Below are 16,152 nucleotides of genomic sequence, written 5' to 3' on the forward strand. Positions count from 1 at the left end.
CACTCTCGTCATGTAACGGCTTCATTACTAAAATCAATCCATAGTATAAGGCATCAAAGCAACATGTCTTGATCTCTTAACAGCTACGGTCAAAGCTCTCTGATGCTTTGCACAGTTGCCGGTAATTCTTCTGGGAAGGATCTTGCCCCTCTCAGATACATATCTCTTTAACTTGTTAACATCCTTATAATCGATTCCTGCGTAGTTCTTATCTGCACAGAACACACATACTTTCTTTCTTCTGCGTCCAAAGGTTTTTCTCTTCATCGGAGCATCGCCTCTATCTTCATTTCTTCTGAATGCCATGTCTTGACCTCCTTATCCGATTTTTTCACGTTAGGCGGACTAATGAAGGAATCCGTCTATCTATGATCATTCTGCTTTTTTAATTAAATGGTAATTCTTCGTCAATACCGTCCGGGATGTTCATAAATCCATCCCCAATTGCCGAACTGGGCTCCGGCCGGAACTCTCTTTGATAACCTCCCTGCTGGAAGTCAGATCCTCCGCCGCTGCCGCCGCTGTTCTTGCTTTCGGCAAACTCTATATCCTCTGCCACAATATCAGTGGTATAAACCTTCTGACCGTCTTTATTGGTATAGCTTCCTGTCTGAATTCTTCCAGCCAGTACCATCTTCATTCCCTGCTTAAAGTACCTCTCCACAAACTCCGCCTGCTTGCCGAAGGCAACACAGCCGATAAAGTCCGCTTCCGAGTTCTCCCCGGCTCTCCGAAAACGCCGGTCCACTGCCAAGGTAAATCTGGCAACTGCTGTTGAATTCTCTCCCTGGGAATATCTCACCTCGGGATCTCTGGTTAAACGGCCGATTAATATCGCTTTATTCATAAGTTAAATACCTCCCTTTCGTTTGTACGCCTTAGGGTGTATTAAGCATCTTTTCTGATGCACAGATATCTGATTACATTCTCCATGATACGAACTCTTTGCTCGATTTCGTTGGGAACGGTAGAATCAGCGTCGAATTGGATGAAATAGTAGTGGCCTTCTTTCATTTTCTGAATTTCATAGGCTAATCTCTTTCTTCCCCAGTCGTCAACATTAGTCACAGCTCCGCCGAATCTGGCGATCAGGTCTTTTGCTGCTTCCAAGGTAGCTAATCTGGCTTCATCCTCGATTTTTGCGTTTACAACTAAGGCTAATTCATATTGATTCATAGTTGTTTGGCACCTCCTTCTGGTCTCTGGCCCTTTTTGAATGTAATTTGACTGACGAAGAATCAAATTATCATTTAAAGAGCAAGGAAATTATAGTATAACATATCACAATTAACTATGATAACATAGCTTGTTCTGAATTACAATCTATTTTTTTAATAAGAGTGAATCTTTTTCCTGTGCAGAATCACCATACAAAATCATTCAAACAGGCGGCTGTAATCGCTCAGCCTCTTGTTCAGAAGTGACAGGATGTCCTCCGGCTCCATATCCTTTGCCATATCCGCCATGATCAGAACGGGCGGCAGCTGCTGGCTGATGTTTCTCTTGGCCACCCTTCGCTTCACTACGGTAAGTTGGGAGAGAAAATGCTGCGTATCCTTGGGAACCACCGCAATCGCCGGCCTGTTATGGGCGGTCACAATCAAGAACTCCTTGATATCGTCAAAGGATAGAAAACCCATACCGCTCAATGAGGAACTGTCATGAATTCCTTCCCGGGTAATGGTCAGCAGATTTCTGACCTTCATGGTTTTCACTGTTGCTATTGTAAATAGAGTCAAAAACAAAGCAGAGGCCATAATCCCCGGAACGAAATAGACTGCTCTTTCCCGATGTACACCGTATATTGTCATGGCCATGGAAGCAATCAATGCAAACATACTTCCGGCCGCCATAACGAAGGCCTTATAATTCACTTCCTCAATCACAATATCTCCCACAAAATCCCCTGCCCTTACACACATGATACTTTAATTGTATCTGTTTCCTATTGCTTTTGCAATACTCTGCCGCCCCTAAAATGATAATTTTTTCACCATCTTTTTTTCTGCTGTTGGTTATACTAAAAACTATGCTATAATCTAGGTAATTAGAAAAAGGAGGCATTTGTTTATGGATGTTCTAACTGCAATTCAAAACCGCCATTCTGTGAGAAGTTATACCGACAAAGCCATCGATCAGATAACTCTCTCCCAGCTCAAAACAGAAATTGATGCCTGCAACAAGGAAAGCGGGCTCCGCATTCAGCTTGTTGTCAACGAACCCAAAGCCTTTGACGGCATGATGGCACATTACGGCAAAATCACCGGCGTGCAGAATTACATCGCTCTTGTGGGAAGGAAGGCGGCTGATTTTGATGAAAAGAGCGGCTATTACGGCGAACGTATTGCCCTAAAGGCTCAAATGCTCGGTTTAAACACCTGTTGGGTGGCATTGACCTTCAGTAAAGGGAAGGCAAGGAAAGCCATCACAATTAACGACGGGGAGAAATTAGGATGTGTTCTCGCCCTTGGGTACGGCAAAACACAGGGCGTTGTTCACAAAAGCAAGCCGATGGAGCAATTATGCAAAACAGACGGAACGATGCCCGAATGGTTCAAAAGCGGGGTGGAAGCGGCAATGCTCGCTCCTACTGCAATGAACCAGCAAAAATTTATGTTTACCCTTGCCGGAGATACGGTAACGGCAGAAGCAACCGCAGGCTTTTATTCTAAGGTTGATCTTGGCATTGTGAAATACCATTTTGAAATTGGATCCGGAAGAACATTTTAATCCAAGATCTGCAGTGAATTGCAAAAAACGGCCTGCCGCAAACGTGATCAGGAACCGCAGTCCGCTTCGACCCGAAGCGGACTCAGTTCCTGATCACGTTTGCGGCAGGCCGTTCTATTCCTCTTTCCTTCATTCTATCTCTGAGAGAATAGCTGACGGTAATTCTCGATGCAGTGTTCGATAATCCTTATGGCTTCTGTCGGCCCTCCAAACTCATTGACCGCCGTATCCTTATTCTCCAGTTCCTTGTACACGCTGAAGAAATGTCTCATTTCATCAAAGATATGGGGCGGCAATTCATCGATGTTCTTATATAGATTATAGGTAGGGTCATTAAAGGGAATCGCGATAATCTTCTCATCTCCCATTCCGTTATCTATCATGTTCATAACGCCAATCGGATAACACCGGACCAGGGAAAGGGGCTCAATCGGCTCCGAACAGAGCACCAGCACGTCCAGCGGGTCCTTATCGTCGCCGTAGCTTCTCGGAATAAAGCCATAATTAGCCGGATAGTGGGTTGAAGTATATAGAATCCGATCCAGAATAATAAACCCTGTCTCCTTATCCAGTTCGTATTTCTTCTTGCTGCCCTTGGAAATCTCAATAACCGCCACAAAATCGTGAGCCTGAATACGCTCCGGGCTGATATCATGCCATATATTACTCATCCGTATTTTCTTCCTTCCAAAATTATTGATTTCAGTGAAGCATCAGCCGGCGATCCTGCCTGTCCGGCTGTCTTATCCAGATTATCTGCTTTCTTCTCTGATTTTATCACATGCCGCGGTCATTTCCCACCAAAATTTTTGATTTTAAAAGAATCCCCTTATAAAACAATGACAGGCTGCAAACCGCCTGTCATTGTTTTATAAAAAGGAAAGTTTATCAATTATTCTCCTAATCCGCCTTCTATTGCTGCAATAATTGCTTCCAGGTCTTCCTTCTCCGTCTCGCCGGTGCACTCCACTGTGACCTCGGTTCCGCAGCGGATTGCCGCGCTCATGAGGATCAGTATGCTCTTGGGATTGATTTTCTTCTCTCCCGCCGCAATGGTGATTTGAGATTTGCACCGGGAACACAGCTTCGCCAACTCCCCTGCCGGCCTCGCGTGAAGCCCGGAGGGATTTTTTATTGTAACCCTCTGACTTACCATATTAACCTCCATTCTGCCGCATCCTGCTTATACTCCAAAGTGTTCAAACAAAAGTTTCTCTGCCTCGCTGTTCCACAAGCCCTTATGACGTTTGCAGGAATCTGCCAGCTTCTTATACAGCGGATCGGTCCTGCCCAATTCTTCAAAATCCTCAATCGCCGTCAGCGGCATGTTGATCTGCATGTAATTCAGCTTCTTCCCGCCGGGGATGTTGGGCAGATTCAAAGTAGCTTCCGCCACGCTGTCAATTCCGCCCACATGGGTTACCATTACTGCCGGTTCAATCATTTTCTTTGACGCCAGATCGATGGCCTCTATCAGATCATCGGTATTGCCTCCGGTAGTTCCAATGATATGAGTGCTGGTGTAATGAACATTATACAGGTTGATTTCTGCTTTGAACCGGCTGTCCGTGGGTCCCGCAAAGAAGTTCATACAGCCGTCAAATGCCAGCAGGGCATCCCCCATCTCTGCCACCGGGCGGATGGGAACATATACAAATACATCGTCATAGCCCTTGCCCTCACTGATGGACATCAACTCCTCGAAGGGTTTCTCCAGCGCCTGGGTATTCACATAGACCAGCTCTACCCCCTGTTCGGCGGCAGCCGCCTCGGAGATCACCTCTCTGGCCCGCTTGATCCGCTCGTCACTGATATCTGTTACCACAAGCCTTTTGGGTCTATTCTCTATGCATAAGCCGTAGCTTACGGCTCCCAGGCCCATGGGACCGCAGCCTCCCATTACCAGCAGATTGCCTCCCGCCTTCACTCCCATGGCATGGTTATAATTCTGCTTGTTGGTGTGATAGTTGGCATGATAACCTCCGATAATGCAGCTCATGGGCTCTCCGAGCGATGCTTCGAAATAGCTCTCCCCTTCATAATTCAACAGACATCCCAGCTCCATTACCTCCTGGGGAATGATACAATAGGTACATGCCCCTCCGAAGAATTCATAGGAATATCCCGGGGAAGCCAGACTCCCCTTATAGTTCAGGGCGGGCTGCAAGGCAAATTTTTGTCCGGGCCGGAACTGATCCTCCCATTTTCTGCCCACCTTAATAATATCGCCGGCAAATTCATGTCCGATAATAATCGGGTTGGTATCTATATTCTGAGGCGCACGTTTATGCTTTTTTCCCTGCTTTACTAATTTGTAGGTGGACATGCAGATGCTGTCGCTCACCACCTTCACCAGGATCTCATCCTCCCGGATCTCCGGTAATTCAAACTCTTCCAGACGTAAATCGTCTGCGCCGTACATTCTGACCGCCTTTGTTCTCATATCAATAACCACGCCTTTCTCACAGCCTGCTCACCCTGGGCCGCGTTCTTTGTCCTAACAACCTATGCTTTGCACTGTAACCCGTCTCCGCAATTCCTCCACCAGCTCCCGCTTCGGAGGCTTGGTGCCCTTCGTGGTCACGGCTCCGGCGGAAGCGGCAATTCCCAACGCGGCGCATTCACTGAGGGACATCCCCCGGTTCACTCCATAGGCCAGCGCCGCCACCATAGCATCACCTGCGCCGACTGTGGAATGGGCTTCCACCTTAAGGCCGGGGCAGCGCAGTACCTGATCCCCTGCTAAGAACAGCGCGCCCATCTGACCCAGGGATATGGCCAGCATGCCGACACCCTTTTTCAAGAGGGTCTGTCCCATTCCGACCAGCTCCCCTTCATCCACCCGGTAATCCTTATGAAAATATTCCTCCAGCTCATGGCGGTTGGGCTTTATGATATCCGGCCCAGCCTCCAGAGCATGCGTGAACAATTCCCCGTCCGCATCGACAAACACTCTGGCGCTCCGGGCTTTCAGCTTCCGGGTCAGGGTCTGGTATACGGTTTTACTAATTCCGCCGGGGATGCTGCCTGCCAGGACAAAGAGGGCTTCTTCATTGGCATAACCCAACAGCTTCCCGGTCAGCTGCTCCAGCTCCTCTTCGGATATCACCGGCCCGGCTTCATTGAATTCCGTTACATTCCCGTCTGCTTCCACCACCTTGAGGTTGGTTCTTATCTCTTTCTCAATCTCAACGAAATCCGAAGGGATGCCCATTTCCTTTAAGGCCTTTTTAATCAGAAGCCCGCCGCTGCCTCCGACGAAGCCGGTGGCAACCGTCTCGCCGCCCAGCTCCTGAATGGTCTTGGAGACATTGATTCCCTTTCCCCCGGCATCCATAATCACATTTTTAACTCTGTTTAATCCGCCATGATGCATTTGCTCCAGATCCACGGTTTTATCAACCGCCGGATTCATCGTTACCGTAATTATCATCTCATCCTCCATTCACTGCTGAAAACATAGCATAATTACACGCGCAAAGCGTTTATGATTATGCTATGGCACTGCGCGCCAAGATACGCACTCCCCTTGGACGGCACAGGTATGCCGTTTTCTTTACTTTCCTGTAAAATGAAGATAGATTTCCTCGGCACTGCTCCGGACCATATCTTCAACCGCCTGCTCCGTCGATAATTTTTCCGCGATATTGGCCAGAACGTCCAGATGCTCTTCTCCCTTGGCCGCTATGCCCACCACAATCTTTACCACATCCCCGTTCCAGTCGGTTCCTTCCGGAAATATCATTACCGCGATACCGGAATTCCTTATATTCTTTTTAACCGCTTCCACACCATGGGGAATTGCAATTCCGTTCCCTATATTAGTGGGAAAGCTCTTCTCCCGTTCTATCATGCCTTCGATATAATCCTGCTCCACATAAGCGCTGTCCAGTAATATCCGGCCAATCTCCCTGATGATTTCCTCTTTTTCTTTGGCCTTGCAATTTAATATAATGTTCTTCTTCTGAAGCAATTCCATCTCTCTCGATCCTCTCTGTTCAACTTCTGTCATTGTGTCATCGCTGCAACTTTCTTTCTGATTATTATTATACACGCACAGGAACCCTAATATCAAATGATACAAAATCGAGTTTGACATCATTGGTTAGCGACATTTTTAAATACGGTCAGCACAAAAGTGACTTGATGCGGTGCCGCCAGCCAAACTTCATGACATTGCATTATACCCGATCCAGATACTGGCCGAAATATCTCTTTAATTCCATCTTGAGATAGGAGCGGATCTCCTCCCGGTTCCCTGCAAATATGGTCTCCAGGAACTCGCTGCTTTCCACCAGCCTGCTGCTCAAATACCCCATGATACCGGTATTCTCTTCCATATGCTCGTCTTCCGGCACCAGCATGATAATAACAGCCCGGACATTTTGAAAGAAGGGGTCCTGGAACTCGCCCAGATCCCTGGCCAGGCAGACCGAGAAACAGGGGCGCATCACCCCTCTCGTCCGGCTGTGCAGCAGGGCAAAGTTATATTCCGGAATAACCTGGGAGGCAATCTTCTCCCTTCGTCTAATATCCTCCTGAATCAAAATTCGCTTGTCATTATAGGGTGACAGCCGCTCCGTCACAGCCACCAGCAGTTCATCAAAAGAAATACAGCTGCTGACCTTCATACACTGGAACTCCTTGATGATATATTTGATCTGGGTCACAGTATAGTTCACCTGCTCCAGCTGGCGTTCAAAATCATTCTCTGTCCGGGAGCTCTTCGGCGTCTTGGCATAGACCCGTACCTTTGCCTCAATCCGCTCCAGATCATTCTCCAATAACAGCGGACTGACGCGCACGATATCGGCGTCTATCCCGTCCAGGTTAATACTGGAAATCAGAAAATCCATTCTCTTAAGCTGAAGCGGTGTGAGATCCTCCTTGCCATAGGTCACCAGCTCGGCACTGTCCTTCAGAAAACGCTTCAGCTTGGAATGCATGAGTCTGGAAATTCCGATACCGCTGGCACATACAATACCAATATCAACCTTGCGCCTGCTCTCCCGGTTGTTTTCCAGCCGCACACAGGCCGCGCCGAAATGCATGGCCAGAAATCCCGTCTCTTCCTCCGGAATCTCAAAGCCGTAATGCTGGGTGATTAACCGGCTGACCTTTTGGCTTTTCTCATAAATCACCGGATAGGTATCCTTAATCTGCTGCAGCAAGGGATTGGTAATGGTCATATGGTTGCGCAGCCGGACAAGGGTTGGCTGGAGGTGTGCCAGGAGCCCGGCAATGAACTCCTCATCCAGCTTCAGTTCGTAGGCAAGCCCTTCATCGTAGGCATCAATCATATCATTGATAAAATTAAGAAGCTCCTGGCCTTCTCTCTGATTCTCCGCCTCCATTTCATCTTCATCGATATATTGTAATTTTGACCCCTTAATATGCAGCAGGATATAGGCAATCTCAATATCCGGGATGTCAATCTGGAATTCTTCCTCCAAAGAGCTGGCAATATGGGCGGCCAAATTATAGTCTTCATTCTTCACCAGCTTTTCCAGCAGCTCCTCATTTGGTTCTATGATTTCCCGCTGCAAGATCCGGTTTACCGCAATGGTTACATGGAGAATCAGCCCAATATAGGAATTCTCCGTCAGTCTGGTCAGTCTCCTGTCCCGGATACTCTGAAAACAGATGATGACCCGGTTCAGGATATCATTATTTAATAAGGAATAGATATTGGGGCCTTCCTTGTCCCGCAGGATATCGATAATATTGCGTTCATTTTCCATGGTAAAGCTCTTCATCAGCTTGTTGTCGGAATTCTCATCCACAAAGCGGCGCACGGCCAGCCGGTAATCCTTCTCACTGCCCTCCAGGGCAACACCATAGCCCTGTCTCCGGGTGATGGACAGATTAAACTGGCGAAACCATCCCTCCACCGCTTCCATGTCATTGCTTACAGTCGCTTCACTAACATCAAAGATATTGGCATAATAGTACAGTTTCTTAGGCGTCCGGTCACGGAGGATCTCAAGAATCAGCCGTTTCCTTCGGTTCTCCTTGTCCCCGGAATCAACGGTATCCTCCATCTGCAATGTTTCATATAATTTTCTCTTATCCTCTGCCTCCCCTTTCAGCCAAATACCGGTACCTGTCTTTGTCTGGAGCGAAACATGATATTGCTGCAAAGAGGATCCGATATATTCCAGCTCTCTCTGAACCGTTCTTTTACTGACTTTTATCTCATCAGCCAGCTTTTTTACCGATATGGTCTGGTCTTCCTTCAATAAGATCAATAATATTTGGCGCAGACGTGGTGTAAAGCCCATGGTATCCTCCTTCTTATTTCTATATAATAAAGTACCGCACTCTCTGTCTTCGGTACAGACATCTCTACGCACGAATAGCGGCAAATGCCGCTGATTCGTGCGTAATTATACGGTTAACTATATTCCCCAATATAGCAAACTATTTTCCGGCCTTCAACTCCTCCACCAGCATATCATATTCCGGCGCTGCCATAAAGTTGGTAATCAGCACCAGCTTTGCATTGGGATTCTTCTTCATTGCCCTCTCCTTCAGAGCAGAATGAGTGACGATGATCTGTGCATCTTCGGGAATGGAGGACACCGACACATGCATTACATTAATATCCGTAAAACCTGCCTCCGTCAGCTTCTTTTTCAGGATCGTGGCACCCATGGCACTGGAACCCATCCCTGCATCACAGGCGAATACGATGTTCTTCAAGGTCTTTGTATCTACCTTAACATCTGCGGAAACAATTCCTTTTGATTCATTCTTCATATCCCGAACCTTTGCCTTTGCCGCTTCGATATCATCATCCTTGCCGAAGATCTTCAGCAGAGGCATTCCCACAACACAGGAAACCGCGGCAGAGATTAATACACTTAAGATGACCGGCAGATATCCTCCCTTGGGAGTCATGGCCAGAACCGCAAGAATACTTCCGGGAGAAGCAGGACCAACCAGTCCGCCGCCTAATACGACATTGGTAAGCACACCGCTTGCGCCTCCGGCGATTACTGCAACGATCAATGCCGGGTTGGACAGGATGTAAGGGAAGTAAATCTCATGAATACCGCCCAGAAAATGAATTACAATGGCGCCCGGTGCGGAGCTTTTGATCATGCCCTTGCCTGCAATGAGACATGCCAGCAGAATGCCGAGACCGGGACCGGGATTAGCTTCCAGAAGGAAGAAGATGGATTTCCCCAGCTTATCCACCTGCTCGATTCCCATGGGAGTCAGAATTCCGTGGTTCAACGCATTGTTCAGGAACAGTACCTTGGCAGGCTCGATGAAAATGCTTGCCAGAGGAAGTAACTTATGATCAACAAAAAAGCCAACGCCAGCTTCCATTACAGAATTTAAAGCTGTCATAACGGGACTGATCGCCTTTAAGGCCAGTGCAACCAGAATGGCGCCGAAGATACCCAGAGAGAAGTTGTTTACAAGCATCTCAAAACCTGCTCTTATCTTGCCTTCTATCAGTTTATCAAATTTTTTAATCAGAAAACCACTGAAAGGTCCCAGAAGCATAGCTCCCAGGAACATCGGCACATCGGATCCCACAATCAGACCCATGGTAGTGATTGCTCCAATTACTCCACCTCTGTGGCCGGCCACGTTATAACCGCCGGTATATGCAATTAAAAGGGGAAGAAGTGATTTTGCCATCGGGTCAACCAATGCCGCGATGCTTTCATTCGGTATCCAACCCACAGCGATGAATAAAGTGGTAATGATACCCCAGGCAATAAATGCTCCAATATTAGGCATTACCATGCCGCTAAAAAACCTGCCAAATGCTTGAATTCGTTCTTTCATAGTTAATCCTACCCTCTCACTTCAAAAGTATTTGTTTACGGTTTTCTGAAGAACTGATCGGCCAATCATCTTCTTAAATATAAAATAACTTTGTTATTTTATATTTTGGATAAAATGATATTATTCATTTCATCTTTGGATAATCTCATTATAATATTTTAGTCCTAAGGTTTCAATTTGAACAAATATTATTTTGTCGCTATTGAATAATGACATGATTAAATACCTGTCACTTTTAGGCATTGTGCATTAAAAACAATCTCCATTCAGCATAGTATCCTCTTGATTCCATCTAAAAAAATGGAGATGCCGCTGCATCTCCATCTCTTTCCTTGCATTCCCTATCTCTTAACCGATAGAAGCCGAGGGTATTTAATTGCTTAATTGAACAATGGTTAAAGAACGATTCAAATAACCTAAGATAGGAAAATTCGTACTAATGCTTACTCCTACTTCATCTCCTGCCGTTAATGAGGCTTGAACGACAAAGGTTGCGCTGCTTCTGTTCGATATCTTAAAAAAGGTAGTAGTATCACCAAAAATCGGTGAGCCATTGACCGTAATAATAGCAGTTAGATATGGTTGATCCGGATCCGGATCAACAGTGGCCTCCGCGTTAATCGATATCGTTATCTGATAAATCCCGCTTTCTCCTACCACCAATTCATTGCCGGATAGGCTAACTGTCACCGTATCCGATAAAGGTCCGGCCACACTAAACGGTACCGGTGTAAACACTGCCCCAGGTACCTCTGCACTGCCTCCTCTTAAAGATCCATAAGCCAAAACAACTTCTCCAATGGGACCGGTTGCTCCGGTTGGACCCGTGCTTCCGGTTGGGCCGGTTGCCCCAGTTGCTCCGGTGGCTCCAGTTGGGCCGGTTGCTCCGGTTGGACCGGTTGCTCCTTGCTGCTCCGAGGCCTGCAGAGCACTTTGCATCTTATTCTTATAAAGCAGCTGATTCTGTGCGATGACGTCCAACATTGACCTTACACTATCGTTGACGGCAAGTACATCCTCTACTGTTGCCTGCGGTCCGCTGATACCTGGCAGAGTTCCTATAACATATTGGAGCTTCTCACCCTCTGCATTGATGATATGGCTTAACCCCAGTTCCTCCATAGCGATGGAAGATAATATCTGATTTATAGCATCCTCCCGTGTGATTGCCGGGCTGATTACCGGAAAATTAGGCATAGACATGTTAAATACACCTCCTTTCTGATCAATATATTGTTATTATCTGTCCTGTTTCTCCCACCAGCCCTGCCATCACTGGGTTAAACCCGGATTACATAAGGCCGCCTGACAATATAATTCCTATACAACTTCGTAATTTTACGCTGTCCGGAGACCATATCTACTTTTACATATTCAATATATCTTATGAGGAATATTACATCATGTTACAAAAACACCCTTTATTCATCAATAATCGCAAAAATTTATTATAGCAAGATAATGGAGAAGAATATGCATTAAACCTCCTTGAACACGCCCTTCTCATCATGCAAAATTGCATTTTACATTATTTTATAATATAATAAACATACATGGCGAAAAAGCCACAAAAAGGAGGATAACAATGGAACAAAAATTTGATCCAATAACCGGGGAAGCAGTAGGGGAGGAAGTAAATTCCGATCCGATGTCCGAAGAGGAAGTAAAACCGGAGGTAAGTTTCGATATGATGTCCGAAAGGGCTGTCGACGCCGCTCAGCAGGAAGCCGTTACGAATAGCCCCAAAAAGAAGCCTGACACAAAGATACTCTTTGCCGCTCTTGGTGCTTTGGTAATCATTGCGGTAGTTTTTCTTGTGGTAAAAAGCGGTCTCTTTCTAAGCAACAGAGAAAAAGTGGTGCTCGCCGCTTATAAAACGGCACAGGATCAGCCCCAATTTGTGCGGGATCTGAATCAAATCCAAGAAATCTCCTTGTCTAATGACTATACCATGGCCATAGAGGGTAATTATGATAATGCCGGCTTTCATTTCACCTATGCTTCAAACAACATCCAAAAACAATTAAAAGGGGTGCTGGATATCGGTATCATAAGACTGGATCTCATTGCCGGATTAACCTCCGATAGTCTTAAATTAAAATTCCCCTCCATCAGCAAAAAAGTGCTGACTTATAATTATAAACAAAACAATACCGGGTATCTCATAGATATCATAGGGGAAGATACCATAAAAGACATAGACAAAGCACTGGCCAATCAAACCTCTTCAAAAAATCAGGAAGCAGCACAAAAGGAATTTAATGAATTAGTAGAAAAGGAATTCAAGAAGCTGGAATTTAAGAAAATTGCCAAAAAAGAATTTCTGGTCAATGGCTCCCAAAAGAAGAGCCAGGGATATGAATTTATTCTTACTCATACCAATGTAGAGAATATTTTAGATGGCATGAAAGAAGTATTCGGGGAAGATTATGAGGAATTGCTTCAATTCTATCAAACCGGCTCTCAGTCAGAGGATGTTAAGAGCTCTATTCGCAACCTGAGAGATACACTTAGTAATATGAAAGATATCCGGGTACAATGCTATCTGTATAAAGGCAAACTTTCAGCAGTTCTTCTGAATATGGAGGATGTGGAGATTAAGCTTCTATTGGAAGGCGGAAACAGCCGGACGGAAAACATGAGACTGGTGGTGAATTCCAAGGGCAACGAAGCAGAAGTGGCAATAAAAGGCTCCTCTGACAGCGATAAGGAACATTATCAATTATCCTCTAAGAATAATACATCCTCCTACGATATAGGTGAGATAGAATATCATATCAAAACCGGAGATTTTGAGATTTCAAGCGGGCTCTCTTCCTTCCGGCTCACCGGCAGCATGCATTCGGAAAAGGATCTGTTTAACGTCGATATTGATAAAATCAGAATTGATCAAATAGGAAATTTAGATGCTTCCGGCACACTCTCCATTAAAAAAGGCGCTTCCATGGATGAAATCCAGGGGGATGAATTTGACATTGGCAATGCTGCAGCCGAAGACCTTCAAGAATTGTACATGGAATTTTATGATTTACTCGGCATGTTCTTCTAGCCTGCCGAAGTAAGCTCCTCCGCACTACATTAAAAAGGGTTCTATAGTGAACGTTGGAATAGATCTATCATATCCTAACATTCATTATAGAACCCTTCCACCATCCATCTTCTCTCTGAAATAACGTTAATATATACTATTCCTTCTCATTGCCTTTACTATATTAGAAACTTCTCTGAGAGGCGACAACCAGATTTGAACTGGTGATCAGGGTGTTGCAGACCCATGCCTTACCACTTGGCTATGTCGCCGTAACCTTATTAGCTTAGGCCATTATAGCAACTGAATCCGGTTTCGTCAAGGGAAAGCCGGTGGAATCAAAAATAATTGTATTACAGCATTCTTATAATTTTTACACCATTATCATCGTCAGCAAGATCAATATACCGGTCTGCCACCTGGATAATCGGGCTCTCCATGCACTGATACGGGACATATACCACATCTCCTGTTTCACCGTTGCTCAACTGCACCCTGCTGCCTATGAGATAATTTGTCATCTTCCTCATAAATAAGTTAAGGATGCTGAGATCAAAGATAGCCGGTCCCTCCAGGGTGAACATTTCAAAAACCTCAAAGGGTGTATTTCTCTCCTTATATACCCTTTCTGAGGTCATGGCATCAAATACATCCGCCACGGCAACAATTCTGGAATAGAGATTAATATTTCTATCATGATAATGGAAGGGATATCCGGAACCGTCCAGTCTTTCATGATGATGAAGAATAGCAGCCTTAATATCCTGGTCAATCAGGTCGACCCCGTCTGCAATCTCATATCCATGAACAGGATGGCTGCGGAGGATCTCTATCTCTTCCTGCGTCAATTTTCCCTTTTTATTCAGCAGCTCATCCGGTATCCGGGTCTTGCCGATATCATGCAGCAGGCCTGCTACCACAGACTTGCGGATTCCAGCCTTGGGAAGCTTCAGCCAGCTTGCGATTAACATAGAATAAAAAGCAACATTGATGCTATGATAATAGGTATACTCGTCTACTTTATAGATTTCGCTGATACAGCGGATAATATTCCCGTCATCCTGTATGCTGCTCTGGATCTGATCTGCCACATAGGACAAGTCATTATAATTCAATGTCTTTCCTGCAACGATCTCCTGAAATATACCTTTGGTCAGAGAGACCATCTCTCTATACTTTTCCTGGACCTCCTTATACCTGGAAGGAACCTCCTCCCCTGAGTACTGACAGACCCGCACCGTCTTAATCCCCATATCCTGCAGACGCTGCATAATATATTCGTTCAGTACGGATCCTTTGCTCAAGATAAGGCTGTTCCCATCGGTACTGTATATATCGGAGGCCAAAACATCCCCGGAATGGCATTGTACAATACTTTTATTCGTATAATACATATATTCTTCCTCCCGGCCCTTTCCTAATCATTGCCGTTTCCATCTTAAAGTCGGAAGACAGCGAATCCTTCCGACTTTATATAGGTCTTAAATTATTAATTTTCAAGTAAGATTATTGTTGTTTTGATTTGTTTTTATTGTCTTTATTATAACGTAATCAGTTCCTATTAGCAATCAATTTCTTCCTGGGTATCAATTGTTCTTCTTGTAAGAAAATATTAATTTTTCGATTTCCTCCTTAAGTTCCCGCTTCATATGATCTAATTCCTTTTCACTCGGACAGTTAGCATCGCTATACATTTCTTCAACCGGCATCCACCACACGGGACCTTTGGCGGGAGTATCTCCGGTTACTCTGGGAAACAGGTGCCAATGTAAATGGGTGTCTCCATTACCCAGTAATTCATAATTCAGTTTTTCAGGCTTAAATACGTTAAATACTGCTTCGGCTACCAGTGCCATTTCTTCCAGGTATTTTAATCGATACTCTTTCTGTAAATAATGAAGCTCCGTTACATGTTCTTTGCACAGGAACAGCGTGTAACCCTTAAAATGCTGATGATCTCCTATTACAACATAACCTGTTTCAAGTTCTTTAACAAAATAGGGATTCGCTCCTGTTTTTATCATTTGAATTCGTTGGCATACCAGGCACTCCATGATATATTCTCCTCCATTATCAAAATATAGTTTATTACCTCTGCTTCACACCTGCAATGTATTTTTCAATTTTCTATTGTCTAAAATCATACCGTTTTTGCTTTCTATAAATCCCATTTTGTAATATAGGGGCCTTCCCATATCAGAAGCGCTAAGCATGATTATCTCATATCCTTTCTGTGCCGCCTTATGAATAAGTTCTTTCAGAATCGTAGTTCCAATTCCGCCCCTCCTATATTCAGCTTTTACATACATGCTGGTTATATATGCATTTTTTCCTGCCATATTAAATGCAGATGGTACGGATAAATAATAAAAGATAATTCCTGTTCCGATACATTCTCCCTCTTCTTCTGCCAGGATGATATCACACATATCCTCCTTTATCGCTTTTTCAAAGTACTGACAGCAGTTGTTATAAACCGTCTCATAGCGAATATCCTTTTCATTGATCTTAATAAAATCAAGCCTTTCTTTTACTAAAAGATTAAGATCTTTTATATCAGCCGTTCTATAATTCATTTCCACTATCCTCCT

At 45.0% G+C, this 16,152-nt stretch carries 18 protein-coding genes and 1 tRNA gene; 3 read left to right on the top strand and 16 right to left on the bottom strand.

What is annotated here, in order from left to right:
• Positions 1-33: 33 nt before the first annotated feature.
• The 4 genes from rpsR to HNQ56_RS21095 form a co-directional block, all read right to left on the bottom strand.
• Complete coding sequence (gene rpsR / locus HNQ56_RS21080) at positions 34-306, bottom strand: 30S ribosomal protein S18 (RefSeq protein WP_429150176.1); 273 nt, start codon at positions 304-306, stop codon at positions 34-36.
• Between the two features lie 79 nt (positions 307-385).
• Positions 386-847 carry a single-stranded DNA-binding protein gene (locus HNQ56_RS21085; RefSeq protein WP_429150178.1) on the bottom strand — a complete coding sequence of 154 codons (462 nt, stop codon included), beginning with the start codon at positions 845-847 and terminating at the stop codon, positions 386-388.
• A 41-nt stretch (positions 848-888) separates the two neighbouring features.
• On the bottom strand, positions 889-1,176 hold the full coding sequence (gene rpsF / locus HNQ56_RS21090; protein ID WP_429150180.1) for a 30S ribosomal protein S6: 288 nt from the start codon (positions 1,174-1,176) through the stop codon (positions 889-891).
• A 200-nt stretch (positions 1,177-1,376) separates the two neighbouring features.
• Positions 1,377-1,898, bottom strand: coding sequence for an STM3941 family protein (locus HNQ56_RS21095; protein ID WP_429150181.1), 522 nt, complete (start codon positions 1,896-1,898; stop codon positions 1,377-1,379).
• Between the two features lie 172 nt (positions 1,899-2,070).
• On the opposite strand from HNQ56_RS21095, the gene HNQ56_RS21100 reads away from it, so the two are divergent.
• A complete protein-coding gene (locus HNQ56_RS21100) occupies positions 2,071-2,730 on the top strand; it encodes a nitroreductase family protein (protein WP_429150183.1) in 660 nt (219 codons plus the stop codon).
• Positions 2,731-2,864: 134 nt separating this feature from the next.
• Here HNQ56_RS21100 and HNQ56_RS21105 read toward each other — a convergent pair whose 3' ends face one another.
• Entirely contained in the window at positions 2,865-3,401 is a 537-nt protein-coding gene (locus HNQ56_RS21105; RefSeq protein ID WP_429150185.1) for an inorganic diphosphatase, read from the bottom strand.
• On the opposite strand from HNQ56_RS21105, the gene HNQ56_RS21110 reads away from it, so the two are divergent.
• Entirely contained in the window at positions 3,384-3,605 is a 222-nt protein-coding gene (locus HNQ56_RS21110; protein ID WP_429150186.1) for a hypothetical protein, read from the top strand. The two genes, HNQ56_RS21105 and HNQ56_RS21110, sit on opposite strands and share 18 nt — an antisense overlap.
• Before the next feature lie 17 nt (positions 3,606-3,622).
• On the opposite strand, the gene HNQ56_RS21115 is transcribed toward HNQ56_RS21110, so the two are convergent.
• From HNQ56_RS21115 to HNQ56_RS21145, 7 genes are all read right to left on the bottom strand, one after another.
• Positions 3,623-3,886 carry an HPr family phosphocarrier protein gene (locus HNQ56_RS21115; RefSeq protein ID WP_429150187.1) on the bottom strand — a complete coding sequence of 88 codons (264 nt, stop codon included), beginning with the start codon at positions 3,884-3,886 and terminating at the stop codon, positions 3,623-3,625.
• Positions 3,887-3,913: 27 nt separating this feature from the next.
• Positions 3,914-5,173: a zinc-binding dehydrogenase gene (locus HNQ56_RS21120; RefSeq protein WP_429150188.1), complete on the bottom strand. Its 1,260-nt coding sequence runs from the start codon at positions 5,171-5,173 to the stop codon at positions 3,914-3,916.
• A gap of 54 nt (positions 5,174-5,227) precedes the next feature.
• On the bottom strand, positions 5,228-6,163 hold the full coding sequence (pfkB, locus tag HNQ56_RS21125; RefSeq protein WP_429150189.1) for a 1-phosphofructokinase: 936 nt from the start codon (positions 6,161-6,163) through the stop codon (positions 5,228-5,230).
• A 123-nt stretch (positions 6,164-6,286) separates the two neighbouring features.
• Positions 6,287-6,742 (bottom strand): PTS mannitol transporter subunit IIA, encoded by a 456-nt coding sequence (locus HNQ56_RS21130; protein ID WP_429150191.1) that lies wholly within the window; start codon positions 6,740-6,742, stop codon positions 6,287-6,289.
• A 169-nt stretch (positions 6,743-6,911) separates the two neighbouring features.
• On the bottom strand, positions 6,912-9,011 hold the full coding sequence (locus tag HNQ56_RS21135) for a BglG family transcription antiterminator (protein ID WP_429150193.1): 2,100 nt from the start codon (positions 9,009-9,011) through the stop codon (positions 6,912-6,914).
• Positions 9,012-9,150: 139 nt separating this feature from the next.
• Complete coding sequence (locus tag HNQ56_RS21140) at positions 9,151-10,533, bottom strand: PTS mannitol transporter subunit IIBC (RefSeq protein ID WP_429150194.1); 1,383 nt, start codon at positions 10,531-10,533, stop codon at positions 9,151-9,153.
• Between the two features lie 372 nt (positions 10,534-10,905).
• Positions 10,906-11,736 (bottom strand): alpha-helical endospore appendage domain-containing protein, encoded by an 831-nt coding sequence (locus HNQ56_RS21145; protein ID WP_429150195.1) that lies wholly within the window; start codon positions 11,734-11,736, stop codon positions 10,906-10,908.
• 382 nt (positions 11,737-12,118) lie between these two features.
• On the opposite strand from HNQ56_RS21145, the gene HNQ56_RS21150 reads away from it, so the two are divergent.
• Positions 12,119-13,582 (top strand): hypothetical protein, encoded by a 1,464-nt coding sequence (locus HNQ56_RS21150; RefSeq protein ID WP_429150196.1) that lies wholly within the window; start codon positions 12,119-12,121, stop codon positions 13,580-13,582.
• A gap of 180 nt (positions 13,583-13,762) precedes the next feature.
• Here HNQ56_RS21150 and HNQ56_RS21155 read toward each other — a convergent pair.
• The 4 genes from HNQ56_RS21155 to HNQ56_RS21170 all read right to left on the bottom strand — a co-directional run bounded on the left by HNQ56_RS21155 (position 13,763) and on the right by HNQ56_RS21170 (position 16,137).
• Positions 13,763-13,833 (bottom strand) — tRNA-Cys (locus HNQ56_RS21155).
• A gap of 81 nt (positions 13,834-13,914) precedes the next feature.
• Positions 13,915-14,955 carry an HD-GYP domain-containing protein gene (locus HNQ56_RS21160; protein WP_429150198.1) on the bottom strand — a complete coding sequence of 347 codons (1,041 nt, stop codon included), beginning with the start codon at positions 14,953-14,955 and terminating at the stop codon, positions 13,915-13,917.
• Between the two features lie 192 nt (positions 14,956-15,147).
• Positions 15,148-15,585, bottom strand: a complete 438-nt coding sequence (locus HNQ56_RS21165; protein WP_429150200.1) for an HIT family protein — start codon at positions 15,583-15,585, stop codon at positions 15,148-15,150.
• Between the two features lie 75 nt (positions 15,586-15,660).
• The gene (locus tag HNQ56_RS21170; protein WP_429150202.1) at positions 15,661-16,137 is read right to left on the bottom strand and encodes a GNAT family N-acetyltransferase; all 477 of its coding nucleotides are present in this window, start codon (positions 16,135-16,137) and stop codon (positions 15,661-15,663) included.
• Positions 16,138-16,152: the final 15 nt, after the last annotated feature.

The organism is Anaerotaenia torta (assembly GCF_050433395.1).
GTDB lineage: Bacteria > Bacillota > Clostridia > Lachnospirales > Lachnospiraceae > Mobilitalea > Mobilitalea torta.

Bases quoted from the DNA above. Each gene is read 5' to 3' on its own strand.
- rpsR (WP_429150176.1), bottom strand. From the start codon at position 306: ATGGCATTCAGAAGAAATGAAGATAGAGGCGATGCTCCGATGAAGAGA.
- HNQ56_RS21085 (WP_429150178.1), bottom strand. From the start codon at position 847: ATGAATAAAGCGATATTAATCGGCCGTTTAACCAGAGATCCCGAGGTG.
- rpsF (WP_429150180.1), bottom strand. From the start codon at position 1,176: ATGAATCAATATGAATTAGCCTTAGTTGTAAACGCAAAAATCGAGGAT.
- HNQ56_RS21100 (WP_429150183.1), top strand. From the start codon at position 2,071: ATGGATGTTCTAACTGCAATTCAAAACCGCCATTCTGTGAGAAGTTAT.
- HNQ56_RS21110 (WP_429150186.1), top strand. From the start codon at position 3,384: ATGCCATATATTACTCATCCGTATTTTCTTCCTTCCAAAATTATTGAT.
- HNQ56_RS21105 (WP_429150185.1), bottom strand. From the start codon at position 3,401: ATGAGTAATATATGGCATGATATCAGCCCGGAGCGTATTCAGGCTCAC.
- HNQ56_RS21115 (WP_429150187.1), bottom strand. From the start codon at position 3,886: ATGGTAAGTCAGAGGGTTACAATAAAAAATCCCTCCGGGCTTCACGCG.
- HNQ56_RS21120 (WP_429150188.1), bottom strand. From the start codon at position 5,173: ATGAGAACAAAGGCGGTCAGAATGTACGGCGCAGACGATTTACGTCTG.
- pfkB (WP_429150189.1), bottom strand. From the start codon at position 6,163: ATGATAATTACGGTAACGATGAATCCGGCGGTTGATAAAACCGTGGAT.
- HNQ56_RS21130 (WP_429150191.1), bottom strand. From the start codon at position 6,742: ATGACAGAAGTTGAACAGAGAGGATCGAGAGAGATGGAATTGCTTCAG.
- HNQ56_RS21135 (WP_429150193.1), bottom strand. From the start codon at position 9,011: ATGGGCTTTACACCACGTCTGCGCCAAATATTATTGATCTTATTGAAG.
- HNQ56_RS21140 (WP_429150194.1), bottom strand. From the start codon at position 10,533: ATGAAAGAACGAATTCAAGCATTTGGCAGGTTTTTTAGCGGCATGGTA.
- HNQ56_RS21145 (WP_429150195.1), bottom strand. From the start codon at position 11,736: ATGTCTATGCCTAATTTTCCGGTAATCAGCCCGGCAATCACACGGGAG.
- HNQ56_RS21150 (WP_429150196.1), top strand. From the start codon at position 12,119: ATGGAACAAAAATTTGATCCAATAACCGGGGAAGCAGTAGGGGAGGAA.
- HNQ56_RS21160 (WP_429150198.1), bottom strand. From the start codon at position 14,955: ATGTATTATACGAATAAAAGTATTGTACAATGCCATTCCGGGGATGTT.
- HNQ56_RS21165 (WP_429150200.1), bottom strand. From the start codon at position 15,585: ATGATAAAAACAGGAGCGAATCCCTATTTTGTTAAAGAACTTGAAACA.
- HNQ56_RS21170 (WP_429150202.1), bottom strand. From the start codon at position 16,137: ATGAATTATAGAACGGCTGATATAAAAGATCTTAATCTTTTAGTAAAA.